Raw genomic sequence first — 23511 nt, 5'->3', positions numbered from 1 at the left:
CGCGCCCCCGGCCCCCCGGCCGCCGGGGGGGGGGGGGCGGGGGGGGTGGGGGGGGGGGGGGGGGGGGTCCCCGCCCGGGCCCGGGGCGGGGGGGGGGGGGGGGGCGGGCCCCCCCCCCCCCCCCCCGGCCGCCGTGTGGTCGCGACCACGGCACCCGCCTCAGCCGGCCGCGATCTCCTCGGCCCGCGCGATCGCCGCGCGCGACGCGCGCAGCAGCGTCGCCGAGAGGTCGGCGTCCTGCAGGACGGCGACCGCGCGCTCGGTGGTCCCCTTCGGACTCGTCACGGCGCGGCGGAGTTCTGCCGGGGTCCGGTCGGACGACTCGAGGAGCGCGACCGCGCCGCTGAGCGTGCCCTGCACCATGGTCGCGGCCTGCTCGGGCGTGAACCCGAGCTCCTCGGCCGCTCGCTGCCACTGCTCCACGACCAGGAACACGTAGGCGGGGCCGGACCCGGACACCGCCGAGAGCGCGTCGAGCTGCGACTCCGGCACCTCGATCACCGATCCCGACACGGAGAAGACCGAGGAGGCGAGCGCGACGGCGTCCTCGTCCGCCGAGTCGCCCGCGCTGATCCCGGTGACGCCGCGCCCGACACCGATCGGCGTGTTCGGCAGGGCCCGCACGACCCGGACCCCCTCGGGCACCGCGGCCTCCATGCTCGCGATGGTCGTACCGACGGCGACGCTGACGAGGACCGTCCCCGGCGCGAGGTCCTCCGCGACCTCGGCGAGCAGGTCGGCGATCATGTACGGCTTCACCCCGACGACGACGAGTCCCGCACCGCGGACGGCAGCACGGTTGGCGTCCGGCTCGGTGTCGCTCGCGTGTGCGTCGAGACCCCGCGAACGGTGCGCCGCCGCGGACTCCTCCGACTTCGTCGTGAGGACGACGTTCGACGGGTCGAGCCCGGCGGCGAGGAGCCCGTCGAGGACCGCGCCGGACATGGAGCCGACGCCGAGGAGAGCGGTGCGGGGCAGTTCGATGGTCATGACCCCCGACCATACCGACGGCCTAGGATCGTCAGTCAGGCCAGGACTGAAGGGGTACCCGTGAGCGCTTCCGGAGGCACGAAGGCGATCCTCGCCGCACTCGGTGCGAACGTCGGCATCGCGATCGTGAAGTTCGTCGCGGCGGCGATCAGCGGCTCGGCGTCGATGCTGGCGGAGGGCGTGCACTCCCTCGCCGACTCCGCGAACCAACTCCTGCTGCTGCTCGGCGGCCGCCGTGCCCGACGAGCCGCGGACGAGGAGCACCCGTTCGGCTACGGCCGCGAGCGCTACGTGTACGCGTTCGTCGTGTCGATCGTCCTGTTCTCGGTCGGCGGCGTGTTCTCGCTCTACGAGGGCATCGAGAAGCTGCGGAACCCGCACCCGCTCGAGAGCTGGTGGCTCCCCCTGCTCGTACTCGTCATCGCGATCGGCCTGGAGGGCTTCTCGCTCCGGACCGCACTCCGCGAGGCACGGCCGAACAAGGGCTCGCTGTCGTGGGTGCAGTACGTGCGACGGGCGAAGGCGCCGGAGCTCCCGGTCGTCATGCTCGAGGACACCGCGGCGCTGACCGGCCTCGTCTTCGCGCTGTTCGGCGTCGGCCTGACCGCGATCACCGGCAACGGGGTGTTCGACGCGATCGGCACGATCCTCATCGCGGTGCTGCTGATCGCCGTCGCGCTGGTGCTCGGCGTCGAGACGAAGAGCCTGCTCGTCGGCGAGGGCGCGACCGCCGCCGACGTCGCACGGATCAAGGAGGCCGTGCTCGACGGCCCCGAGGTCGAGGCGATCATCCACATCAAGACGCTGTACCTCGGCCCGGACGAGCTCATGGTCGGCGTGAAGGTCGCGGTCGACGGCGACCGACGGCTCGGTGACGTCGCGGCGGGCATCGACACCGTCGAGCACCGGGTCCGCCAGGCCGTCCCGATCGCCCGGGTGATCTACGTCGAGCCGGACGTGCTCCGGACCGGGCCGCGCCCACCGACCGAGGCGATCGTCCTCCGCGCCGCCGACTGAGCGGGCTCGTCGACTGAGGGTGCCCTTGCTGGCGGCCCGAATGTCGGATGTTGCACGATGGCTGCATGACCGCGCTCCGTGACGTCCTGCTCATCCTCCACTTCATCGGCCTCGCGGCGGTGATCGGTTCGTTCCTGTTCCAGGTGCGGCGCAAGGGCGGCTTCGAGACGAACTGGATCGTGATCGGCCTCGTCGTGCAGCTCGTCACCGGCCTCGGCCTCATGGGGCTGATCGACGCGACGACGGACGGCGGTGCGAACCACGCCAAGCTCGGGGTCAAGCTCGTCATCGCCCTCGTCGCGCTCGTGCTCGCGTTCGTCGCGCGTGCTCGTCAGAAGCGGGCCGATGCGGGGCAGGCGAAGGACAAGGCCGCCCTGCCGTTCTTCCACTCCGCGGGTGCGCTCGCGATCGTGAACGTCCTCATCGCCGTCATCTGGTGACGACCTGACGGCCCGGCGGCCCGGCGACCCGACGGCCTGCTGGCCCGGCGGGCCGGTGTCAGCGACGCGCGCCGAAGAAGTCGTCCAGCAGGGCCGCGCACGGCGCCTCGAGCACCCCGCCGACGACCTCGGACCGGTGCGGCAACCGACGGTCACGCGCGACGTCGTAGACGCTCCCCGTCGCGCCGGCCTTCGGGTCCCACGCGCCGAACACCACGCGGGGCACCCGAGCGGCGAGGACCGCCCCGGCGCACATGACGCACGGCTCGAGCGTGACCACGAGCGTGCAGTCCTCGAGGTGCCAGTCCCCCGTCACCGCGGCCGCTGCCCGGAGCGCGAGCACCTCGGCGTGCGCGGTCGGGTCCTGCCGGGCCTCGCGCTCGTTGCGCCCGGTCGCGACGACCGCCCCGGCGGCGTCCACCACGACCGCGCCGACGGGGACGTCCCCGGTCGCCAGGCACGCGCGGGCCTCGGCGAGGGCGGCCTCCATCGCGGCGACCCACGGGCGGGCGGCGGGTGCTTCCACGGGACCTCCAGGCAGTCGGCAGCACGGTAGGCTCGACCCTATGCGAGTCCACGTCGCCGACCACCCGCTCATCACGCACAAGCTCTCGGTGCTCCGCGACCGGACGACCCCTTCGCCGACGTTCCGCGCCCTGACCGAGGAGCTCGTCACGCTCCTCGCGTACGAGGCCACCCGGAACGTCCGGGTCACCGCCACGCCGATCGACACCCCGGTCGCGCACACCATGGGCGTCGCCATCGCGAAGCCCCGCCCGCTCGTCGTCCCGATCCTCCGTGCCGGGCTCGGCATGCTCGAGGGCATGGTCAAGCTCGTCCCCACGGCCGAGGTCGGCTTCCTCGGCATGGCCCGCAACGAGGAGACCCTCGAGCCGCAGACCTACGCCGAGCGGCTGCCGGACGACCTCTCCGGCCGGCAGTGCTTCGTGCTCGACCCGATGCTCGCGACCGGTGGCACCCTCGCCGCCGCGATCGACTTCCTCTTCGACCGCGGGGCGGAAGAGGTCACGTGCGTGTGCATCCTCGGCGCTCCGGAGGGCCTCGCCGCCGTCGAGCAGGCCGTCGGCGACCGCAACGTCTCGATCGTGCTCGGCGCGCTCGACGAGAAGCTCGACGACAACGGCTACATCGTGCCCGGACTGGGCGACGCGGGCGACCGCCTCTACGGTCTGGCCGAGTAGACGACCCCCGGTCGCATCCGCGACCGATGGACGGACTGGAGGCACGGTGGCAGCTGGCACCGTGCCTCCAGTCCGTTCCGGGGTCACCGACGCGGAACGCACCGTCCGGTCGGACGGTTGACACCGCGTTGGTATCCCACCCATACTCGTGCCATGACTGCAACCGTGTCCGCCCGCGTCCTCATCGAGGCACAGGGGACCATCGGCATGATGATGCCGACGATGTCGGTCATGCGTTGTCGAATGTGTGCCTGATCGGCACCCGTTCCAGCCGGATCCCCCGCGACCCCACCCCCGTCGCGCAGGCGTGATCCCCGGGTGACGACCACGTCGACGACGCCAGGCGTCCGACGCGATCGATCCCCGCACTCCCGGGCTCCCCGGTCCGCAGCAGGACCGCGGGGAATCCTCGGCACACCGCCGTACCCGGGCCGACGCATTCGACACCGGTCGCACCACCGCAGCACCGCGACCTTCCTCCCGGAGAACCAGCCATGTCGCTCACCATCGCCCAGCCCCGCACCCCGCTCCGCACGTCGGCACCCGCACCGACCGACCTCGGCACGGTGACGCCGCTGCGTCCCCGTCGCCAGCCCGTGACCCCGCAGGCGAGCCCGGTGCCCACGAGCCCGGTCGTCGCCCCGCAGCGCAACCGCGCACTGCCCGAGGGCACCGAGGCCCGCGGCTTCGCCCTCTACGTCGGGATCGACGAGGCGAAGGCAGCAGCGGCCGGCACGACGCTCGCGGCCGTGGTCGAGCAGCTCAAGGCCCTGACGGCGCAGCTCGTGCCGACGTCGGAGACCTACGCCGCGGTCGCCGTCGCCGCCGAGGGCTCCGGTGGACGTGACGTCGACGTCGTCCGGCTCGCCCTGCAGGACCGCTCCGCCGTCGCCGCCCGGAAGCAGGCCGAGAAGCCCGAGCCCGAGGAGACCGGCGTCGTGATCGACATCTCCCGGAAGCGCGTCACGCTCGACGGCGAGCCGGCACCGCTGACCTACAAGGAGTTCGAGCTGCTGCAGTTCCTCGTGCTCCGCGAGGGCCGGACCGTCGACCGCTCGGCGATCATCGACGGGCTGTGGTCCGACGGCGAGGACGAGACACCGAACGAGCGCACCATCGACGTGCACGTCCGCCGGCTGCGGTCGAAGCTCGGCGCGTTCGAGGAGATCGTGCGGACCGTCCGGGGCGTCGGCTACCGCTTCGACCGCCACGCCGACGTCGCGGTCCGCTACGCGTCGACGCCGTCGCCCGACCTGTTCTGAGGCCTCTCGGCGAGGACATCGACCGCTCTTGGTGAACTCGCAGCGAACGGAGCACGCGTGGCCTAGCGCGCCGTTACCGCTTCGTTATACAGTCGTTCCTGCAGGCAGTGTTTGCTGTGGCACCGCCTGTGGAATGTGATTGCAGGACACTCTTGGTGCAAGGGAGAGGGCCGGTCGTCTTCGGATGGCCGGCCCTCGTGCTTCCCGGAGCTGCACCCATCGTGCAAGGGAGAGGGCCGGGCGCCGACAAGGCGGCCGGCCCTCGTGCTTTCCGGAGCTGCACCCATCGGGTAAGGCCCTCGTCCGTCTGTCGGGCGTCGTCGGTAGGGTTGGGCGACGGACCGGAGGGAGCAGCAAGGTGAGCGACAAGGCCACTGCGGTCACGGCGTGGGAGGCCCTCTTCCGCGCCCAGGTACAGGTGATGCGGAACCTCAACGCGGAGTTCCCCGGCGGCGAGATCTCGTTCAACGAGTACGACGTCTGCTTCAACCTCTCCACCCAGCCGGGTCGACGGTCGCGGATGCGTGACCTGACCGGCCACCTCCTCCTCACCCAGCCGAGCGTGAGCCGCCTCGTCGACCGCCTCGCCTCGCGCGGCATCGTGGAGAAGCAGCCCGACCCCACCGATGCACGCGGCGTCTACGTCGCCCTCACTGCGCACGGGTTCGACGTCTACCGCGCGGTCGCGGTCCAGCACGCCGCGAGCATCGCCGCGCAGCTCGGCGCCGGACTCACCGACGTCGAGCTCCGCACCCTCACCGAGCTCTGCACGAAGGTGCGCCGCGCGGCAGGCACCGGCATCCCCGCACGACGCTCCGCTCCCGACACGGCCTCCGTGTGACCGGCGCGATCGTCTGGCTCCGCGACGACCTCCGACTCGCGGACAACCCGGCGCTCCGGGCCGGCATCGACCACGGCGGGACACTGACGGTCGTGTACGTCCTCGACGACGAGTCCCCCGGCGTCCGGTCGATCGGCGCTGCGGCGCGGTGGTGGCTCCACCACTCACTGACCGCCCTCGACGACGCACTGCGCGAGCGCGGTTCCCGACTGGTGCTCCGGCGCGGTGCAGCTGCCGCGGTCGTCGACGCCCTCGTCGCGGACACCGGGGCGGACGCGGTGTTCTGGAACCGCCGCTACGGTCACGCCGAGCGCGAGATCGACGCCGGCATCAAGTCCACCCTCCACGACCACGGCGTCGAGGCGCACAGCTTCGCCGCGAACCTGCTCTGGGAGCCGTGGACGGTCACGACCGGCCAGGGCGAGCCGTACAAGGTCTTCACGCCGTTCTGGCGCGCGGTCCAGGCGATGCCGGAGCCCCGCCACCCGCTCCCGAAGCCACGCGACCTCCCGGCTGCGGCGGACGTCACGGGCGACGACCTCGACGACTGGGCGCTCCTGCCGACGAAGCCGGACTGGGCCGCCGGACTCCGCGACGCCTGGACCCCGGGCGAGCTCGGTGCGCACCGTCGCCTCGAGCACTTCGTGGAGCACGCCCTCGAGGACTACAACCAGCGTGACGAACCGTCGATGGACGCCACGAGCGGCCTCTCCCCGCACCTGCGCTGGGGCGAGATCAGCCCGTACCAGGTGTGGCACCGCCTGCACGGACAGATGGAGCCGTCGCAGCGGCAGCAGGCGCCGGCGTTCCTCCGGCAGCTCGCGTGGCGCGAGTTCAACTGGAACGAGTACTTCCACTGCGAGGACATCGCGACGGTCAACGTCCGCCGCGAGTTCGACGGCTTCCCGTGGCGCGACGCCTCGGACGCCGAGCTCGACGCGTGGCGGACCGGGACGACCGGCTTCGACCTCGTCGACGCCGGCATGCGCGAGCTCTGGCACACCGGCGCGATGCACAACCGCGTCCGGCTGGCCGCCGGCAGCTTCCTCGTGAAGAACCTGCTGGTCGACTGGCGCGTCGGCGAGCAGTGGTTCTGGGACACCCTCGTCGACGCCGACGCCGCGAACAACCCGGGCAACTGGCAGTGGGTGGCGGGGTCGGGCTTCGACGCGGCGCCGTACTTCCGGGTGTTCAACCCGGAGCGCCAACTCGAGCGCTTCGACCCGCACCGCGAGTACGTCCGGCGGTGGGTGCCCGCGGACGAGGACCGACCCGAGCCGATGGTCGACCTCAAGGAGACCCGGCAGCGCGCGCTCGACGCCTACGACCGGATGCGTCGATCGTGACCACGGCGGAGGTCCTCTCCCGGGTCGACGCCGTCTTCGCTGACCGCGTCGCGCGGGGCGTCGCCCCGAGCTCGGTCTGGGGCGTCTTCGACCCGAGCGGACTCGTGGCGTGGGGCGGCCACGGCGACCGCGGTGACGGCACCGCGCCGGATGCCTCGACGGTCTTCCGGATCGCCTCGTGCACGAAGAGCGTGACGGCGGCGACCCTGCTCACCCTCGTCGCCGACGGCCGGCTCGACCTCGACGCCCCGGTCACCGACTTCGTCCCGGCGTTCCGCGCGGTCGGACTCCCGACGACCCACTCCCCGGTGCCCACCGTCCGGATGCTGCTGACGATGTCCGCCGGGTTCCCGACCGACGACCCCTGGGCAGACCGTCAGGAGTCCATCAGCGACGACGAGCTGGACGCGGTGCTGGCCGACGGGCTGCTGTTCGACAGCGTCCCCGGCACCGGGTTCGCCTACTCGAACCTCGGGTACGCCCTGCTCGGTCGGGTCGTCGCGGTCGTGTCCGGCGAGTCCTACACCGTGACGGCGACGGACCGGGTGCTCCGCCCACTCGGCCTGCACGACACGGTGTTCTGCGCCGAGGACTCGAACGGCTTCGTCGTGACCGGGGTCCGGCCGTACGCCGGCACCTGGGAGCCGCTGCCGCTGACCGGCCCCGGCGCCTTCTCCTCCATCGGCGGCCTCTACTCGACGGTCTCGGACCTGGCTCGGTGGGGTGGTCACCTGGCGTCGGCGTTCGCGGACCGGCCCGAGCCCGGGCCCGTGGCACCGGCCGATCGACGGCTCATGCAGCAGGCGATGCGGGTGGTCCCGCCCGTCGTCGTCCCGGGCTCGACCCGTGCGACGGCGTACGGGTTCGGGCTGTTCGTCGAGCAGGACGACCGTCACGGTCCGATCGCCTCGCACTCCGGCGGGTACCCGGGCTTCTCCGCCCACATGCGTTGGTCCACCCGGCACGGCGTCGGCGTCGTCGCCTTCGAGAACGCGACGCAGGCCAAGGTGTCCCAGGCCGCCACCGAGGCCCTCGACCTCCTGCTCGACGCGCGCGAGGGTGAGCGCACGGCCGACGTCGCGGTGCTCCCGCAGACCCGGGAGGCGCAGCGCCACGTCTCCACCCTGCTCGCCGGCTGGGACGACACCCTCGCCGATCGGATCCTCTCGCCGAACGTCGCGCTGGACGAGCCGTACGAGCGCCGGCGTCGACACCTGGCCGAGGCCGCCGCTGCCGTCGGCGCCGACCTCACGGCGGCACCGGTCGAGGAGCGCTCGGTCGCGCCGACACACCTGCGGTGGTGGCTCCCCGGCGCGAGTGGTCGGCTCCGGGTCGAGATCCGACTCGCGCCGCTCGCCGCCGGCCTCGTGCAGACCATGACGGTGACGGCCGAGCCCAACGAGGCCTGAGCAGCGACCGGAGGTCAGACCGGCGGACGACCGCCGACGAAGCCGAGCGCCCGTGCAGCGACCCGTCCGCCCTCGCGCGCGGCCGACCCGATCCGGACCGGGTCGGTCGCCCAGGCGCGGAGGAACCCGGCGGCGAAGGCGTCCCCCGCCCCGAGCGTGTCGACGACCGTCGCCGGTGTGGCCGCCACCCGCTGTGGACTCCGCCCCGGCCGCCCCACGACGGCGCCGTCCGCTCCGACGGTCACGACCACCAGCGGGACGTGTTCGGTGAGCCGCCGGACACCCTCACGGATGTCGGCGGCTCCCGTCAGCGCCAGGGTCTCCTCACGTCCGGGGAACAGCACGTCCACCCCGGACAGGGCTTCGAGGAACGCCGGGGCACCGAGCGCCCGGACGACCGACGGCGACGACGGGTCGAGCGACACCCGGGCCGGTCCGGAGCGGGCGCACGCCACGAGTTCCGCGAGCCGGTCCACCCCGCCACCGGACAGCATGCCCGCGCCGGTCAGGTGCACGATGTCCGCGCGGGCGACCAGGTCGGGCGGCACGTCGGCCGCTGACAGGAGGCCCGCGGCCGCCGGGTCGGACATCGCCGTGCGCCCGTTCCGGTTCCGCACGGAGACCTCGGTCCCGGTGCTCGCACGAGCGTCGTAGCGGATGTGCGGACGGACACCGGCGTCCTCGAGTCCTCGTTCGTGTCGGTGCACGTCGTCGACGCCGACGCGTGCCACCAGGTCGACCTCGGCACCGAGCCACCCCAACCACGTCGCGGTGTTCCCGCCGGCGCCGACCGCGCGGTGGCGGATGGTGGCGGCCGGGTCGTGGAGGCCCATGGCGTCAGCGGTGGTGTGCACGAGGATGCCGTCGAGGACGTCACCGACGACCAGGAAGCGCTTCCCGGCGCCCCGACGCCGTCCTCGGTCAGCAGGCTGCGCCCGCCCCGGTGCGGGCGTTCGTGGCGGCACAGCGTGCTCGTGGGACGTGGACATCCGCCCTAGTGTACGTGGACACGAGCTTTGCTCCTCTTTTCTCGCGGATCACTCAGGCTCAGCTGAGTTGAATGCATCGCACGTACGGTAATATTTCTTGTGGTCGCACACGGCGGCCGTGCCAGCAGTCCCGGAGGACCCCGTGCCCAGGAAGCCCGATCCCACGCTCAAGCCCGCGATCATCGAGAAGGTCACCGAGCACCTGCACGACACCAAGCTCGAGGCGGTCTCGGTCCGGAGCCTCGGCCGGGTCCTCGGGACGAGCGCGTACCCGATCGTGTACCACTTCGGTTCACGGGAAGCGCTGATCGACGCCGTCGTCGAGCACCTCGACCGCGACCTCGCCGACCTCCGCCTCGTGCCCGACGCGGGCCCCGGCGCGCTCCGCCACTGGCTGGTCGCGGTGTTCGGCGGGCTCGGGCACCGTGATCGGTTCCTCGCCGCACGGCTCACGTTCGAGCTCGGCGCGGTCGAGACCCTCGACGGGCGGGAGCGCGAGCGTCTCGTGCACCACGGCCACCTCGCCGCGGTCGCCGCGTGGTGCACGGCACACGGCTACGCGACTGACGACGCCGAACGGGCAGCGAGTGAGGCGGTCTGCGCCGCACGGGGCGTGCAGTGGGCAGCGCTCGTCGACCCGGACGGCACCGACGTCGACGGCGCGCTCCGCGCGATCGCCGACCGGCTCGCTTCCGGAGCGCAGCTGCCCGTCGCGTAGCGGGGAGCAACGACTCCGCGCAACGTGCAACGGACGGGAGGGACGGTGCCGTCCGGCACCGTCCCTCCCGTCCGTCTCCGGGTCGCGTCACGCGACCCGCTGCACACGACTCAGAGCGTGACGAAGCTCTGCGACTTCGCGTTCGCGAAGCGCGCGGCCACGTTCTCCCAGTCGACGATGTTCCACACGGCCTTGACGTAGTCCGCCTTGACGTTGAGGTAGTCGAGGTAGAAGGCGTGCTCCCACATGTCGAGCATGAAGATCGGCACGACACCGAGCGGCACGTTGGCCTGCTGGTCGAAGAGCTGGAACGTGGTGAGCTTCTGGCCGACCTGGTCCCACGCGAGCACCGACCAGCCGGAACCCTGGATGCCGGTCGCGACGGCGGTGAACTGCGCCTGGAACTTCTCGAACGAGCCGAAGAACTCGTCGATCGCCGCGGCGAGCTCGCCCTCCGGGACCTTCGTGTCCGGGCCGAGGTTGGTCCAGAAGATCGAGTGGTTGACGTGGCCACCGAGGTTGAACGCGAGGTCCTTCTCGAGCTTGTTCACGTTCGCCAGGTTGCCCGACTCGCGTGCCTCGGCGAGCTGCTCGAGCGCGGTGTTGGCGCCCGTCACGTAGGTCTGGTGGTGCTTGTCGTGGTGCAGCTGCATGATCTTGCCGCTGATGTGCGGCTCGAGCGCCGCGTAGTCGTACGGCAGCTCCGGCAGGGTGTACTCAGCCATGTGAGGTCCTTTCGATCGGTGGTTGGCGGAACGGTGCCCCGCGGCTCACGAGAGCCGGGAACGGTCGGTGAGGGAGTGGAATTCCCGGTTGTGGTAGACGAGCGGCTCGCCGCGCTCGAGGCCGACGACGATGTCGAGGACCTCGGCCACCACGACGGTCGACGATCCGATGGGCGTCGTCGAGAGCGGCCGGCACCGGAGCGCGGTCGCGGCACCCGGCAGGTAGCGGTCTCCCGAGGGCAGCGTGCCCCAGATCGGGTCGTCCGCGGCCGGGCTCCCGGTGCTCGCGAACCGCTTCGCCAGCGCGACGCCGAGCGAGTCGACGAGGTGCACGACGAAGATCGGGGCGCCGAGGACGACGCCGGCGGACCCGGAGTTGGTCGACAGCGAGAAGACGAGGACCGGCGGGTCGATCGCCACGCTCGCGACACTTGACGCCGTGAGCCCGGTCGGGCCGTCGGGCCCCTCGGCGGTGATCACGGCGACGCCGGCGGGGTGGCCCCGGAAGGCGGACTTGTAGGCCTCGGCGAGGTTCGCGGGCGCGTCGGGCATCGTGGTCGTGGTCGTTCCTGTCATCGGGGGTCGACCGCATGCATCGCGGCCAGGTCCCAACGTAGGACCTGAACCGGGGTTGAGGTCAACGATTCACAGGTTCCGACGATCCCGGGCGCGCCGTGTGGCGCGCTACCGACGGCGCAGCATCACCACGGCACCCGACGCGGCGACGACCATGAGCACCGCGGCCACCGAACCGGTGATCGTCACGCCGGAGTCGAACGCTGCCCGGGCCGAGGCGAGCAGCGCCTCGCCGGCCGAGCCGCCGAGGTCAGCGGCCGCCGAGACCGCTCCGCCGAGGGTCTCCTGCGCTGCGGTGTGCGCGGTGGAGGACAGCCCGTCGGGCACCGCCACGTGGGCACGGTAGGCGGTCGCCAGGATCGTCCCGAGCACGGCCGTCCCGAGCACGGCCCCGATCTCGTACGCCGTCTCCGAGAGCGCGGACGCCGCACCGGCCTTGTCGGCGGGAGCGGTGGAGATGATCAGGTCGTTCGTCACCGTCTCCGACGCGCCGATCCCGATGCCGAGCAGCACGAAGGCGAACCCGAGGGCGACCACCGTGGCGTGGTGTCCGAGGACCGCGACCATCGCGTACGCGGCCGCGGAGAACAGCAGCGCCACGGCGACGACCCAGCGCGGCGCGACACGGGCGACGATCGGCACGACGACGAGGCCGGCGACGATCGTGAGCACGGAACCGGGGATGAGCACGACGCCCGAGGTGAACGGGTCGAGCCCGGCCACGAGCTGCAGGTGCTGCGCGATGAAGAACAGGAACCCGGTGAGCGAGAACATCGCCGCGAGGTTCATGAGCACGCTCCCGGTGAACGCCGTGCTGCGGAACAGCCTCAGGTCGAGCATGGGCGTGCGGGAGCGCAGCTGCCGGCGGACGAAGGCGATGCCGCACACGACGCCGACCGCGAGCATCGCGATCGCGAGCCCCCGCTCCTCCGGGTGCACGACCGACTTGATCGCCCAGGCGACGGGGCCGAGCGCGCCGAGGGACAGCAGCATGCTCGGCACGTCGACCGGCCCGGGTGCGGGGTCGCGTGACTCCGGGACGAAGAACGGCACGCCGACGAGCATGAGCACGAGGATCGGCACGGCGACGAGGAACACGCTGCCCCAGGGGAAGTGCGCGAGGAGCACCCCGCCGACGAGCGGTCCGAGCGCGTTGCCGGCGGCGAACATCGTCGACCAGACGGCGAGCGCCATCCGCCGCTCCCCCGCGTCCGTGAAGACGTTGCGGATGATCGAGAGCGTCGCCGGCATGAGCATCGCACCGAACACGCCCATCGCGATCCGGGCGGCGACGAGCATCCAGGCGTCGGTGGCGAAGGCGGCCGCGACGGACAGCAGCGCGAAGCCGGTGGCACCGACGACCAGGATGCGGCGTCGTCCGATCCGGTCGCCGATGCTCCCCATCACGACGAGGAGGCCGGCGAGGACGAGCGGGTAGGCGTCGACGATCCACAGCTGGGTCGTGGCGTCGGGGTCGAGGGCGCGGCTGATCGACGGGAGGGCGAAGCTCAGCACGGTGTTGTCGACCGAGATGAGCAGCACGGGCAGCATCAGCACGGCGAGCGCGGCGAACCGTCGGGCGCGGCTGCCGGTGGCGACGGTGGGGACCGAGCTGGTGAGCAGAGCGGACACGCAGGACTCCTGGAGGACTTCGAGCCGGACCAGGTCGACGGCACTTCGGTGGGGGTGGTCCGGGACGGGGCGCGGAGATCGACACGCGCCTCGTCAGGACTCCGTAAGTGTACCGTCTGGACGGTGTTGGTTGCAAATGCAACCAACAAGCGGCCGGGAGGCACGGTGCGGGCCCGCCACGGGCCTCCAGGCCGGTGCGTGGTGGGCGTGCGTTCGCGCGACCGGCTACGCGCTCTCGCGCACCAGCAGCCGGTGCCGCACCGTGCGCTGCACGGCAGCGCCGCTGCGCGGCAGCTCCCCCGCGAGCATCCCGAGCGCTAGGTCGAGGGCCTCCCGCGCCACGGCATCGAGGTCGACCGCGAGTGTCGTCAGCGTCGGTGAGACGAGCGCACCGAGCGGCAACCCGTCCACCCCGACGACGCGCACGTCGCCGGGCACGTCGCGGCCTGCGCGTCGGCACGCCTGGAGCACCCCGAGCGCCATGACGTCGTTGAAGGCGAGGACGGCGTCGAGCCGGCGTCGGCGCGCGAGCACCTTCGTGGTCTCCTCCGCGCCGCACTCCGCGGTGCCGTGCGGACCGTGCACGAGCTCGGGCAGGTACCCGCGCCGGTGCAGGGCGTCGAGCATCAGGGCGCCACGCGCGCTCGGCCGTCCGGGCTCGGAGTTGTCGAGCACCACGGGGTGTCGGACGCCGGTCGCGACGAGGTGGTCGGCGAGCTGCTCGATCGACTCCGCCGGGTCGATCCACACGGCGGCCGTCGGCGGGTCGGCGGACGGGTCGAGCTCCACCATGGGCACGGAGCCGAGGAGCGCGGTCCACCGCTCGCGCCGGTTGCCGAGGTACCCGATGACGACGTCCGTCTGGCTGCCGAGGGCGGCGACGATGCGGTCGGCGTCCCCGGCGAGCGTCGTGTCGGCGAGCATGACGTTCCACCCCTGCTCGGCCGCGAGGCGGTACACGGCGGACGCGAGCTGTGGCGAGTAGGGGTTCCGGAGGTCGTTGACGACCAGGCCGAGCTGGTGGTCGCCGCCCGTGACGAGGCCGCGGCCGAAGCGGGACGGACGGTACGCGAGCTGCTCGGCGACGGCGAGCACCCGTTCCTTCGTGGCGGCACTGATCCCGGACATCCCGTTCATCGCGCGGGTGACGGTCTGCCGGGAGACGCCGGCGGCGGCGGCGACGTCGATGATCGTGGCCCGTGACGGTGTCCCGGGAGCCGCGGGCGACGACTGCGTCGCAGGTGCCGCGGGCGCGTCGGACGGGTCCGGCGCACCCACGGCGTGCTGCGGATCGGTCAGTCGCGGAGGTCCAGCCATGCCACCTGTTCGGGAGTGAGGTCGACGGAGAGGCCCTGCATCGAGGAGCGGGCTTCCGCGATCGTACGCGGTCCGAAGAGCGGGAACGTCGGGAACGGCTGGTTCAGGACGTACGCGAGGGCGATGGCCGTCGCGGGCACCCCGAACTGCGCACCGAGCTCCCGGGCGCGACGGAGTCGCTCGAAGTTCTCGTCCGAGTAGTAGCAGCGGACGAGCTCGGCGTCGCTCGTGTCCTCCGGCGCCGCACGGCCGGTGAAGAACCCACGGGCCTGCGACGACCACGGCAGCAGCGGGACCTGACGCTCCTCGAGCCACCGCTTCGACTCCGGGTCGGTCGCGTGGCGGCAGCCCGCCCACGGCACGTCGTACGCCTCGGCCAGGCCGAAGTGGTTGCTCAGCACCTCGAAGCCGTGCTTGCCGTTCGCCGCCGCGTAGGCGTTCGCCTCGTCGAAGCGCGCAAGGCTCCAGTTCGAACCGCCGAACACCCGGATGCGGCCGGCGCGGCGGTGCTCGTCGAGGACGTCGACGAACTCCCCCACGGGGACGTCCTCGTTGTCGCGGTGCATCATGTAGATGTCCGCGTAGTCGGTGCCCTGGCGATCGAGGCTCTCGAGCAGCTGCCGCGTCAGTGACTCCGGGTCGCAGTACGGGGTGTGGGCGCCCTTCGTGATGACGACCACGTGCTCCCGGACGCCGCGGTTCTGGATCCACTTCCCGAGGCGGCCCTCCATCGTGCCGCCGCCGTAGATGTAGCCGGTGTCGAAGACGTTGCCGCCGCGGCTGACGAAGTGGTCGAAGATCGCGCTCGCGTGGGCGAGGTTCAGCTGGTTGTCGACACCCATCACGAGTCGGGACAGCCGCTTGCCGACCCCGGCGATCTCCCCGTACCGCATCGGGTTGTCGGCCCGGTCCGGCTCGTGGGCCGCGACGGTCAGCGTCTCGCCGCTCACCGTCGGGATGTCGGCGTCCTCGGCCTCGAACGGGTAGCGGAGGCCGATCGCCTCGCGCCAGCGGTCGAGGGTCCTGGCGGTCGCGAGCGACTCGTCGGTCGTCATCTCCGGGGTGTCGGTGCGTCCGTCGCGCAGGGCGGCGGTCGTGGCGTCGGCCTCGAGCGCGTACGGCGCCGCACCGGCGAACGAGAGCGTGCGGGGTTCCTCGTCGACGGTGCGGACCTCGATCGTCGGGTCGTCCCCGAGGGTCCACGGGTCCGTCAGCACGATCCGGCCGCGGGTGCCGTACACCGTCACGGCGTTCTCGTCCTGCACCCGCACACCGGTCCGGACCACCGCGGTGATGCCGGACGGGTACGTGAGGTGCGCCGTGGTCCACTCGTCGACGCCCGTCGGCCCGAGGGTCCCCGTCGCGGTCAGCTCGGTCGGTTCCGCGACCGCGACGCCCGTCGCCGCCTGCACGACGGCCGCGGTCATCGTGACCGGGTACCCGCCGACGTCGAGGATGCCGCCACCGGCGGTCTCGACGTCGAACAGGCGCCCGGTACGGAAGCCGGCGCGGAAGGCGAAGGACGCGTCGACGTGGGTGACGTCGCCGATCGCGCCGTCACGCACGAGCTCGCGGAGCGCAGCGGTCTGCGGGTGGAAGCGGTACATGTAGGCCTCGACCAGGGGCAGCCCCGCCTGGCGGGCGGCGTCGACGAGCGCCATCGCGGTGCCGTGGTTCGGGGCGAGGGGCTTCTCGCAGAGGACCGCCTTGCCGGCAGCAAGGGCGCGGAGCACGAGGTGTGCGTGCCCGGTGTGCACCGTCGAGACGTACACCGCGTCGACCCGCGGATCGGCGAGCACCTCGTCGTAGCCGGCCGCGGTCACGTCGGCGAAGCCGTGCTCGGCAGCCTCGTCCGCGAACGCCCGCGCACGGCCGGGGTCGCTGCTCCCGGCGGCCACGAGCACGCCGCCGACCGACGGGTCGACGTCACCCGTGACGCCGTTCCCGCTCGCCGGCAGCTGGGAGAGGAACCGGCGCGCGATGCCACCGGGTCCGAGGACGGCCCACCCTTCCTGCGTGCGGGTGGAGGTGGGGGTCGCGGTCTGCGCTGACATGCGGATCCTGTTCGTCGTGAACCTTCACGGTCGCAGCGACGCTAGCCCGATCTCCGCCACGGCACAATGCCGAGGATGCTTGACACGGCGTGTCGCGGAGAGCATGCTCTGAGCACTTCGTGAGCGTTCACGGTCGAACGCTCGGCACGGGTCTCGACGATGAGTACCCGTGCGCCGGCCGCTGCCCGACGAGCGCGCCGCCGGGGTGTCCGGCAATCTCAACGACGAGAGCAGGTCGTCCGTGACAGCAGCACCATCCGTCCGTCTCAGCAGGCGGGGGTTCCTCGCCGGCGCAGGAGCCCTCGGGGCACTCGCCACCACCACACTCCTCGCGGGGTGTTCGACCGGGACCGCGATCTCGAAGGACCCCGACGAACTCGTCCTCTGGTACTGGAACCGTTCACTCGACCCGAAGTTCCTCCGCCAGGCGGCCGGCGGCATCCCCGGGCAGGGAGCGAAGCGGCTGCGACCGGACCTCATCGGCGGTGCCTCGTACGACACGAAGTTCCGCACGGCGCTGGCCGGGAACGCGTTCATCCCGGACGTGCTCATGATCAACTCGAACTGCTGGCTCTACTTCCCCGACGAAGAGCTCTTCACCGACTTCCGGCCGACGGCTGCGGAGCAGGAGGAGTACTACGACTGGAAGCTCTCGCTCGGGCGCACCCCGTCCGGACGCCAGTGCTTCTGGCCCGTTGACACCGGACCCACCGGGTTCTTCTACAACCAGGAGGTGCTGCGCAAGGCCGACCTGCCGACCGGACCCGACGAGGTCGGCGCCGCGATCCGCACCTGGGCCGACTTCCGGGACTTCGGCAAGCAGATCAAGCAGAAGACCGGCGCGGCCACGATCATCACCGCCACGCAGCTCTTCAACCAGTTCATCGCCGCGAGCCCGACCCGGTACTTCGACCGCGACGACGAGCCGCTGTACCAGCGCGACGACAGCTCGGTGCGGAAGGCATGGGACAACGCGGTCGAGTCGATCCACGCCGGCATCACGGGCAACCTGCAGTCCGGCACGGACCAGAACGCCGGGTGGGTGGCGGGCCGCGTCGCCGGACAGATCGAGGGCGCCTGGTGGACGCAGATCATCCACGACACCGCACCAGACCTGTCCGGGAAGTGGCGCATCGCGAAGCAGCCGGAACGGCCGGGCAACAGCGGCGGCTCGTTCCTCGCGGTCCCGAAGTCGTCGAAGGACCCGGAGGCCGCGGTCGCGTTCGCGAAGTGGATCACGCAGCCCGAGATCCAGTCGCACACCTACAACGACATCCAGCTCTTCCCCTCCACCCCGGCGTCGTTCTCCAACGGCCTGATGCGGAACCCGGGCGACTACTTCGGCGACCAGGACCCGCTCGACTTCTTCAGCGATGCCGCACCGGAGGTGCCCGTGACCTACATCTCGAACCGCGAGCGCTTCATCGGAGCCTTCGCCACGGAGATCACGAACGTCGAGTCGACGGGCAAGGACCCCGAGCGGGCGTGGCGGGACGCGGTCGACCAGACCGACCGGGTCCTCGCGAAGCGGGGGGTGGCGGCATGACCTCGACCCGTGAAGCACCCGCGACCACGGCGAACCCGACCGTCGGCGGCACGCCCACCTCGTCGATCTCGACCGCGGCGGCCGGGCGCCGGTCGGGCCTCCGCCGTTTCTGGCCGCAGTACGTCGCGATCGCACCCTTCTACGTGCTGTTCCTGGTGTTCGGGCTGTTCCCGATCGTGTTCTCGATCGTCCTGTCCTTCACCGACTGGGACGGAGTGGGCTCCCCCGCGTGGGTCGGGTTCGCGCAGTACCAGTACCTGCTCGGCGACCCGCGGTTCTGGAACGCCGTCTCGAACACGTTCATCATCTGGATCATCTCGACGGTCCCGATGCTCTTCCTCGCGCTCGTGCTCGCGTTCCTGCTGCACGGCAACATCCGGGCGAAGGGCTTCTACCGCGTCGCGTTCTTCATCCCGAACGTCACGAGCATGGTCGCGATGGCGATCGTCTTCGGGTCGGTGTTCTCGGACGGGTTCGGGCTCGTCAACGCCGCCCTGCGTGCCGTCGGGGCCGACCCGGTCGGGTGGCTCTCGACGTACTGGGGCGTCAAGGTCACGATTGCCGTCATGGTGATCTGGCGGTGGACCGGGTACAACGCGATCATCTACCTCGCCGGACTGCAGTCGATCCCGACGGAGCTGTACGACGCCGCGAAGGTCGACGGCGCGAACACCTGGCAGATCTTCACCCGGATCACCATCCCGATGCTGCGACCGGTGATCCTCTTCACCGTGATCACGTCGACGATCGGCGGCCTCGGACTCTTCACGGAGCCGCAGATCCTGTTCCAGGGCCAGGCCGTCGGCGGACCAGACGAAGCCGGCATGACGATCGTGCTCTACCAGTACGACCAGGCCTTCAACCAGTTCGACTTCGGCTACGGCTCGGCGATCGCCTGGGTGCTGTTCTTCTTCTCCGTGGTCTTCGCGATCATCAACTGGCGCCTGCTCAGTGAACGCGACGGGCTGAAGACACCGCGACGGCTGCGCACCGCGCGCACCCTCGCTCCGGCGACGTCCGGCCGAGCCGATGCCACCACCGCCTCGAAGGAGGACCACGCATGAGCGCCGACACCGCACCGAGCACGACGAACACCGCGGCGGCCCTCGGCCGACCGAACGCCGCCGCGGACCGCCCGGACGACCACCGTCGTGGGCCGAAGCACGGCTGGGTCGGACGGCTCGTCACGCACCTCTGCCTGATCGTCGGCGTCGTGCTGTCGATCTTCCCGTTCTACTGGCTGCTCGTGATGTCGACGTCGTCGAACGCGCAGATCTTCGGCTACCCGCCCTCGCTCTGGTTCAGCGACCACACGATGCAGAACCTGGCGACGGTGTTCAGCAGCGTCGACATGCTCCGCGCGCTCGGCAACACCGTGCTCGTGTCCGGGGCCACGGCCGTGCTCGTGATGCTGTTCGACTCGCTCGCGGCGTTCGCGTTCGCCAAGTACGAGTTCCCGTTCAAACGGTCGCTCTTCACCGTCATGCTCGCGACGTTCCTCGTGCCCGGGAGCCTCTCGCTGGTGCCGAGCTTCGTCCTCATGGCGCACCTCGGCTGGATCGGTGGGCTCCAGGCACTCATCGTCCCCGGGGCGGCGAACGCGTTCGGCATCTTCCTGCTCCGGCAGTTCGCGACCGGGTCGATCCCGAACGAGATCATCGACTCCGCGCGGGTGGACGGTGCCGGGTTCTTCCGGACGTGGTGGTCGATCGCGGTGCCGATGCTCCGCGGCGGCCTCGCCTTCCTCGGCATCTTCACGTTCATCAGCTCGTGGAACGACTACGTCTGGCCCCTCATCGTGCTCATCGACCCGAAGGGACAGACGCTCCAGGTGGCGCTGGCCTCCCTCAGCTCGGTGAACGCGACGGACCTCGGCTCGGTGATGGCGGGCGCGGTGATCAGCGTCTTCCCGCTCATCGGGGTGTTCATCATCGGCTCGCGGCACTTCATCGCGAACATCGCCGCCGGAGCACTCAAGGGCTGACCCGACCCGCAGGCGCCGTGGAGGATGGCCCACGGCGCCTGCGCGCTGCCCGGCGACGGTGCGCCCCCGGCCGCCGCGCGACCGGTGCGCGCCGCCCGGTCCCGCGCATGGCAGACTTCCGGCATGGCAAGCGCCCGCGATCGTGTCCTGGACAGCTTCGTCGCCATCGTGTGCGAGGAAGGCGAGCGTCCGGCGACCCTCGACGCCGTCGCCGCCCGCGCCGGCGTCTCGAAGGGCGGACTGCTCTACCACTTCGGCTCGAAGGCCGCTCTCGTCGAGGGGCTGTGCGAGCGACTCTCCGACCTGTCGCACATCGACGTCGAGCGGATGCGCGAGGCCGAGGACGGCGTGGCCCGCTACTTCGTCCGCAACTGCCAGTGGGTCGGCAGCGAGCTCGACCTCGCCCTGCTCGCAGCGAGCCGGTTGCAGCAGGCCGGGTACGAGGAGGCCGGTCGGACCCTCGACGACACCGAGAACGCCTGGCTCGAGACCCTCGTCGAGGAGCTCGGCGACGAGCCGACCGCGCAGGCCGTCAAGCTGCTCGGCGACGGCCTGTACCACCAGGCCTCGCTCGGCGCGACGACGGACGTCCGGCCGACCCGCGGCGTCGTCGACATGGAGGCCCTGCTCGCCGTCGTCGACCGCCTGATCGCGACGAAGCCCGCGGCGTGAACCAGCACCCGCGCTCCTGGGGATAGACTGGCGACTGCATCACCCGCTGATTCCGGAGGTACCACCGTGGGCCGCGTCATCGCCGCTGTTTTCTCGATCCTGCTGCTGCTGGTGTCGATGTACCTGTTCGGTTTCGCGTTCCAGGTCGCGTCGGGTCAGGCCTTCGTCTTCATGGGCGGCCTGATCCTCATGTGCATCTCGTTCTTCCTGCCGATCCACGTGTTCGGCAAGCGGTAGTCACCTCCGCACAACACGGACGGCCCCGCACCCATCGGTGCGGGGCCGTCGTCGTTCCGCTGCGCGCACGGGCCTGGAGGCACGGTTCGGATCCGCCACTCGGCTCCCGTCCGCGCGCGGACCGCTGGGCACTGGCCATTCGCTCACGGATTGCCGGCTGCCGCACAACCAAAGACACCCCGAACCACGTCGCTACGCGGTGCGGGGTGTCTTTGGTTGTGCAGCGCCGCGCGGGGCGCGAGGGCGCGAGGGCGCCCGGCCACCCGGGTGCGGACGAGTCAGGCAGGAACGCGCAGCGACCGGAGCGTGACCGCGGTCGCGATCGCAGCGTGCGCGGCCTCGGCGCCCTTGTCCTCCTTCGACCCGGGCAGCCCCGCGCGGTCGATGCCCTGCTGCTCGTCGTCGAGGGTGAGGACCCCGAAGCCGACCGGCTTCCCGGTCTCGATCGCGACCCGGGTGAGGCCGCTCGTCGCCGCGTCCGACACGTACTCGAAGTGCGGGGTGCCGCCGCGGATGATGACGCCGAGCGCCACCGCCGCGTCGAACCCGGACTCGAGCGCCGACTTCGCGACGACCGGCAGTTCGAAGCTCCCGGGCACGGGGATCACGGTCGCCGTCGCACCGAGCCGTTCGACCTCGCGCTGCGCCCCCGCGAGGAGTCCCGCGGCGATGACGTCGTGCCACTGCCCGGCGACGATCGCCACCCGCACCCCGGTGCCGTCGACGTGGCCGCGCTCCGCAGCTCCCGCTCCGCTCATCGTGTCGTTCCTTCCGTGGGCGACTTCCCCGCCCGGTCGGCCGCGTCCAGCCACTCGACGAGCGCGGCGATGGTGATGACGGGCACGCCCTCGCGCGCCCCGAGTTCGACGAGTCGCGGCAGCCGCATCATGCTGCCGTCCTCGTCGACGATCTCGCAGATCGCCGCCGCCGGGCGCAGGCCCGCAGCGGTCACGAGTTCGATGGCCGCCTCGGTGTGGCCGGCGCGTTCGCGGACGCCACCCGGGCGGGCGCGGAGCGGCACGACGTGGCCTGGGCGGTGCAGGTCGGACCGGACGGACGCCGGGTCGGCGAGCACCCGCAGCGTCCGGGCGCGGTCGTGTGCGCTGATCCCGGTCGTGATGCCGGACGCCGCGTCGACGGTGACGGTGTACGCGGTGCCGCGCGGGTCCTCGTTGTGCGCCACCATCGGCGGCAGGTCGAGCGCGTCGGCGATCTCCGCGGACACCGGTGCGCAGACGAACCCGGACGAGTGTGCCACGGTCCAGGCGATCCACTCCGGGCTCGCGAGCTCGGCGGCGAGGATGACGTCGCCCTCGTTCTCGCGGTGCTCGTCGTCCGCGACGATGACCGGGCGGCCGGACGCGATGGCGGCCACGGCGTCGTCGATGCTCGACAGACCGGGGACGCGGTGTTCGCCGGGGCCGGACGCAGCGACGGGTGTGGCGTGCGTGACCATCACCGCGTCTCCAGGACGGGGTTCGCCGCGCCGGCAGCACCGGCCGACACAGCAGCGCCGGCGGCCGTCGCCGCGGCGTCGAGCCGCAGCATGCGCCGGACGTGCCGGGCGAGCACGTCGGTCTCGACGTTCACCCGGTCACCGGGCACGCGGAGCCCGAGCGTGGTGGCCTCGAGCGTCTCCGGGATGAGGCTGACCTCGAACCACGCGGCGTCCGGGGCGGTGTCCTCCGCCGAGACCGCGCTCACCGTGAGGGAGACGCCGTCGAGCGCGATGGACCCCTTGTCGACGACGAGCGGACTCAGCTCGGGCGCGAGGGAGAACCGCACGCGCCGCCAGCCGTCGCCGTCGGACGTCTCGAGCACGGTCGCCGTGCCGTCGACGTGCCCCTGCACGATGTGGCCGCCGAGGCGGTCCCCCACCGACGCGGCGCGCTCGAGGTTGAGGCGGTCACCGACGACGAGTGCGCCGTGGGCACTCATGTCGAGCGTCTGCTTCATGACGAAGGCCGTGAAGGTGTCGGGGGTCTGCTCGACGACGGTCAGGCAGACGCCGGACGTGGCGATGGAGTCGCCGTGCGATGCGTCCGCGACGACGAGCGGACCGCGGACGGTGAGCGCGACGGAGTCGCCGTGCTGCTCGACGGCGGTGACGGTGCCGAGTTCCTCGATGATGCCGGTGAACACTGGTGTCCTCTCAACGGGACTCCGGGTGTGCTCGACGGTCGTCGACACGGGCGGACGGGTCGACACGGTCGACCTGCCCGCCAGCGCTTCCTCCCATCCGGACTTTCACCGTCGGTCCTGGAATCCCACCAGGTCAACCTCTGCCGGGTTCGCACCCGTCATCAGTTCGTGGACTGTCACCACCGGTTCGGACTTGCACCGACCCCGGAGCGCTTGCGTACCGGGAACGATACCCCACCCGCATGACGGTCCGGTTGCGCCGGTTTCCTCGCGTGACACGCAGCGGCCTGGAGGCGCGGGGGGGGGGCCCCCCCCGCCCCCCCGCCCCCCCGGGGGGGGGGGGGGCGCCCCCCCCCCCCGCGGGGGCCCCCCCCCCCCCGGCCCGCCCGGGGGGGCCGGTCCCCCCCCCCCC

23 protein-coding genes, 1 pseudogene and 1 riboswitch are annotated in these 23511 nt (G+C 71.9%); of the genes and pseudogenes, 13 read left to right on the top strand and 11 right to left on the bottom strand.

Going from position 1 to position 23511, the window contains the following annotated elements:
• Nucleotides 1-159: 159 nt before the first annotated feature.
• On the bottom strand, nucleotides 160-990 hold the full coding sequence (gene proC / locus ACIPYW_RS10320) for a pyrroline-5-carboxylate reductase (RefSeq protein ID WP_400413072.1): 831 nt from the start codon (nucleotides 988-990) through the stop codon (nucleotides 160-162).
• Nucleotides 991-1050: 60 nt separating this feature from the next.
• Here proC and ACIPYW_RS10315 point away from each other — a divergent pair, with 60 nt between their 5' ends.
• Both ACIPYW_RS10315 and ACIPYW_RS10310 read left to right on the top strand, forming a co-directional pair.
• Nucleotides 1051-2007 (top strand): cation diffusion facilitator family transporter, encoded by a 957-nt coding sequence (locus ACIPYW_RS10315; protein ID WP_290131190.1) that lies wholly within the window; start codon nucleotides 1051-1053, stop codon nucleotides 2005-2007.
• A 65-nt stretch (nucleotides 2008-2072) separates the two neighbouring features.
• Entirely contained in the window at nucleotides 2073-2447 is a 375-nt protein-coding gene (locus ACIPYW_RS10310; RefSeq protein WP_290131189.1) for a hypothetical protein, read from the top strand.
• Nucleotides 2448-2505: 58 nt separating this feature from the next.
• Here ACIPYW_RS10310 and ACIPYW_RS10305 read toward each other — a convergent pair whose 3' ends face one another.
• Entirely contained in the window at nucleotides 2506-2937 is a 432-nt protein-coding gene (locus tag ACIPYW_RS10305) for a nucleoside deaminase (protein ID WP_290134207.1), read from the bottom strand.
• A 76-nt stretch (nucleotides 2938-3013) separates the two neighbouring features.
• On the opposite strand from ACIPYW_RS10305, the gene upp reads away from it, so the two are divergent.
• From upp to ACIPYW_RS10280, 5 genes are all read left to right on the top strand, one after another.
• A complete protein-coding gene (upp, locus tag ACIPYW_RS10300; RefSeq protein WP_400413068.1) occupies nucleotides 3014-3649 on the top strand; it encodes a uracil phosphoribosyltransferase in 636 nt (211 codons plus the stop codon).
• 494 nt (nucleotides 3650-4143) lie between these two features.
• The gene (locus ACIPYW_RS10295; RefSeq protein WP_400413065.1) at nucleotides 4144-4911 is read left to right on the top strand and encodes a winged helix-turn-helix domain-containing protein; all 768 of its coding nucleotides are present in this window, start codon (nucleotides 4144-4146) and stop codon (nucleotides 4909-4911) included.
• Nucleotides 4912-5269: 358 nt separating this feature from the next.
• Nucleotides 5270-5752: a MarR family winged helix-turn-helix transcriptional regulator gene (locus tag ACIPYW_RS10290; RefSeq protein WP_400413063.1), complete on the top strand. Its 483-nt coding sequence runs from the start codon at nucleotides 5270-5272 to the stop codon at nucleotides 5750-5752.
• A complete protein-coding gene (locus ACIPYW_RS10285) occupies nucleotides 5749-7098 on the top strand; it encodes a cryptochrome/photolyase family protein (protein ID WP_400413060.1) in 1350 nt (449 codons plus the stop codon). The genes ACIPYW_RS10290 and ACIPYW_RS10285 overlap by 4 nt, the downstream gene beginning before the upstream one ends.
• Complete coding sequence (locus ACIPYW_RS10280) at nucleotides 7095-8507, top strand: serine hydrolase domain-containing protein (RefSeq protein ID WP_400413057.1); 1413 nt, start codon at nucleotides 7095-7097, stop codon at nucleotides 8505-8507. Before ACIPYW_RS10285 ends, ACIPYW_RS10280 begins: the two co-directional genes overlap by 4 nt.
• 14 nt (nucleotides 8508-8521) lie before the next feature.
• Here the strand turns inward: ACIPYW_RS10280 and ACIPYW_RS10275 are convergent, their stop codons facing one another.
• Nucleotides 8522-9496: a carbohydrate kinase family protein gene (locus tag ACIPYW_RS10275; protein WP_400413054.1), complete on the bottom strand. Its 975-nt coding sequence runs from the start codon at nucleotides 9494-9496 to the stop codon at nucleotides 8522-8524.
• A gap of 142 nt (nucleotides 9497-9638) precedes the next feature.
• On the opposite strand from ACIPYW_RS10275, the gene ACIPYW_RS10270 reads away from it, so the two are divergent.
• Nucleotides 9639-10214 (top strand): hypothetical protein, encoded by a 576-nt coding sequence (locus ACIPYW_RS10270; protein WP_400413051.1) that lies wholly within the window; start codon nucleotides 9639-9641, stop codon nucleotides 10212-10214.
• A gap of 110 nt (nucleotides 10215-10324) precedes the next feature.
• Here the strand turns inward: ACIPYW_RS10270 and ACIPYW_RS10265 are convergent, their stop codons facing one another.
• From ACIPYW_RS10265 to ACIPYW_RS10245, 5 genes are all read right to left on the bottom strand, one after another.
• Nucleotides 10325-10939 (bottom strand): superoxide dismutase, encoded by a 615-nt coding sequence (locus tag ACIPYW_RS10265; protein ID WP_058725055.1) that lies wholly within the window; start codon nucleotides 10937-10939, stop codon nucleotides 10325-10327.
• A gap of 45 nt (nucleotides 10940-10984) precedes the next feature.
• Nucleotides 10985-11515, bottom strand: a complete 531-nt coding sequence (locus tag ACIPYW_RS10260; protein ID WP_400413048.1) for a flavin reductase family protein — start codon at nucleotides 11513-11515, stop codon at nucleotides 10985-10987.
• A 108-nt stretch (nucleotides 11516-11623) separates the two neighbouring features.
• A complete protein-coding gene (locus ACIPYW_RS10255; protein WP_400413045.1) occupies nucleotides 11624-13147 on the bottom strand; it encodes an MFS transporter in 1524 nt (507 codons plus the stop codon).
• Nucleotides 13148-13372: 225 nt separating this feature from the next.
• Entirely contained in the window at nucleotides 13373-14464 is a 1092-nt protein-coding gene (locus ACIPYW_RS10250; RefSeq protein ID WP_290131180.1) for a LacI family DNA-binding transcriptional regulator, read from the bottom strand.
• A complete protein-coding gene (locus tag ACIPYW_RS10245) occupies nucleotides 14443-16518 on the bottom strand; it encodes an aldo/keto reductase (RefSeq protein ID WP_400413043.1) in 2076 nt (691 codons plus the stop codon). The genes ACIPYW_RS10250 and ACIPYW_RS10245 overlap by 22 nt, the downstream gene beginning before the upstream one ends.
• 241 nt (nucleotides 16519-16759) lie before the next feature.
• On the opposite strand from ACIPYW_RS10245, the gene ACIPYW_RS10240 reads away from it, so the two are divergent.
• The 5 genes from ACIPYW_RS10240 to ACIPYW_RS10220 all read left to right on the top strand — a co-directional run bounded on the left by ACIPYW_RS10240 (nucleotide 16760) and on the right by ACIPYW_RS10220 (nucleotide 20957).
• Nucleotides 16760-18064 (top strand): ABC transporter substrate-binding protein, encoded by a 1305-nt coding sequence (locus ACIPYW_RS10240; RefSeq protein WP_400413041.1) that lies wholly within the window; start codon nucleotides 16760-16762, stop codon nucleotides 18062-18064.
• Entirely contained in the window at nucleotides 18061-19128 is a 1068-nt protein-coding gene (locus ACIPYW_RS10235) for a carbohydrate ABC transporter permease (protein WP_400413039.1), read from the top strand. The genes ACIPYW_RS10240 and ACIPYW_RS10235 overlap by 4 nt, the downstream gene beginning before the upstream one ends.
• On the top strand, nucleotides 19125-20048 hold the full coding sequence (locus ACIPYW_RS10230; RefSeq protein WP_400413037.1) for a carbohydrate ABC transporter permease: 924 nt from the start codon (nucleotides 19125-19127) through the stop codon (nucleotides 20046-20048). The genes ACIPYW_RS10235 and ACIPYW_RS10230 overlap by 4 nt, the downstream gene beginning before the upstream one ends.
• A 123-nt stretch (nucleotides 20049-20171) precedes the next feature.
• The gene (locus ACIPYW_RS10225) at nucleotides 20172-20720 is read left to right on the top strand and encodes a TetR/AcrR family transcriptional regulator (protein WP_290131175.1); all 549 of its coding nucleotides are present in this window, start codon (nucleotides 20172-20174) and stop codon (nucleotides 20718-20720) included.
• A 66-nt stretch (nucleotides 20721-20786) separates the two neighbouring features.
• A complete protein-coding gene (locus ACIPYW_RS10220; protein ID WP_175329491.1) occupies nucleotides 20787-20957 on the top strand; it encodes a hypothetical protein in 171 nt (56 codons plus the stop codon).
• 278 nt (nucleotides 20958-21235) lie between these two features.
• Here the strand turns inward: ACIPYW_RS10220 and ribH are convergent, their stop codons facing one another.
• From ribH to ACIPYW_RS10205, 3 genes and pseudogenes are all read right to left on the bottom strand, one after another.
• On the bottom strand, nucleotides 21236-21715 hold the full coding sequence (ribH, locus tag ACIPYW_RS10215) for a 6,7-dimethyl-8-ribityllumazine synthase (protein WP_400413035.1): 480 nt from the start codon (nucleotides 21713-21715) through the stop codon (nucleotides 21236-21238).
• Nucleotides 21716-21750: 35 nt separating this feature from the next.
• Nucleotides 21751-22413, bottom strand: a pseudogene (gene ribB, locus ACIPYW_RS10210) (3,4-dihydroxy-2-butanone-4-phosphate synthase); the annotation flags it as partial.
• The gene (locus ACIPYW_RS10205; RefSeq protein ID WP_400413033.1) at nucleotides 22413-23099 is read right to left on the bottom strand and encodes a riboflavin synthase; all 687 of its coding nucleotides are present in this window, start codon (nucleotides 23097-23099) and stop codon (nucleotides 22413-22415) included. The gene ACIPYW_RS10205 and the pseudogene ribB, both read right to left, overlap by 1 nt.
• An 81-nt stretch (nucleotides 23100-23180) precedes the next feature.
• Nucleotides 23181-23314: riboswitch (FMN riboswitch) on the bottom strand.
• Nucleotides 23315-23511 lie beyond the last annotated feature (197 nt).

This window comes from Curtobacterium sp. NPDC089689, from assembly GCF_044749145.1.
GTDB lineage: Bacteria > Actinomycetota > Actinomycetes > Actinomycetales > Microbacteriaceae > Curtobacterium.
The sequence above is the reverse complement of the archived record's forward strand: the minus strand, read 5'-3'. Positions and strand labels throughout refer to the sequence as shown.

What these genes read in the sequence shown, in the direction of transcription:
- proC (WP_400413072.1), bottom strand. Translation starts at nt 990, where the DNA reads ATGACCATCGAACTGCCCCGCACCGCTCTCCTCGGCGTCGGCTCCATG.
- ACIPYW_RS10310 (WP_290131189.1), top strand. Translation starts at nt 2,073, where the DNA reads ATGACCGCGCTCCGTGACGTCCTGCTCATCCTCCACTTCATCGGCCTC.
- ACIPYW_RS10305 (WP_290134207.1), bottom strand. Translation starts at nt 2,937, where the DNA reads ATGGAGGCCGCCCTCGCCGAGGCCCGCGCGTGCCTGGCGACCGGGGAC.
- upp (WP_400413068.1), top strand. Translation starts at nt 3,014, where the DNA reads ATGCGAGTCCACGTCGCCGACCACCCGCTCATCACGCACAAGCTCTCG.
- ACIPYW_RS10295 (WP_400413065.1), top strand. Translation starts at nt 4,144, where the DNA reads ATGTCGCTCACCATCGCCCAGCCCCGCACCCCGCTCCGCACGTCGGCA.
- ACIPYW_RS10275 (WP_400413054.1), bottom strand. Translation starts at nt 9,496, where the DNA reads ATGTCCACGTCCCACGAGCACGCTGTGCCGCCACGAACGCCCGCACCG.
- ACIPYW_RS10265 (WP_058725055.1), bottom strand. Translation starts at nt 10,939, where the DNA reads ATGGCTGAGTACACCCTGCCGGAGCTGCCGTACGACTACGCGGCGCTC.
- ACIPYW_RS10260 (WP_400413048.1), bottom strand. Translation starts at nt 11,515, where the DNA reads ATGACAGGAACGACCACGACCACGATGCCCGACGCGCCCGCGAACCTC.
- ACIPYW_RS10250 (WP_290131180.1), bottom strand. Translation starts at nt 14,464, where the DNA reads ATGGCTGGACCTCCGCGACTGACCGATCCGCAGCACGCCGTGGGTGCG.
- ACIPYW_RS10245 (WP_400413043.1), bottom strand. Translation starts at nt 16,518, where the DNA reads ATGTCAGCGCAGACCGCGACCCCCACCTCCACCCGCACGCAGGAAGGG.
- ACIPYW_RS10235 (WP_400413039.1), top strand. Translation starts at nt 18,061, where the DNA reads ATGACCTCGACCCGTGAAGCACCCGCGACCACGGCGAACCCGACCGTC.
- ACIPYW_RS10230 (WP_400413037.1), top strand. Translation starts at nt 19,125, where the DNA reads ATGAGCGCCGACACCGCACCGAGCACGACGAACACCGCGGCGGCCCTC.
- ACIPYW_RS10225 (WP_290131175.1), top strand. Translation starts at nt 20,172, where the DNA reads ATGGCAAGCGCCCGCGATCGTGTCCTGGACAGCTTCGTCGCCATCGTG.
- ribH (WP_400413035.1), bottom strand. Translation starts at nt 21,715, where the DNA reads ATGAGCGGAGCGGGAGCTGCGGAGCGCGGCCACGTCGACGGCACCGGG.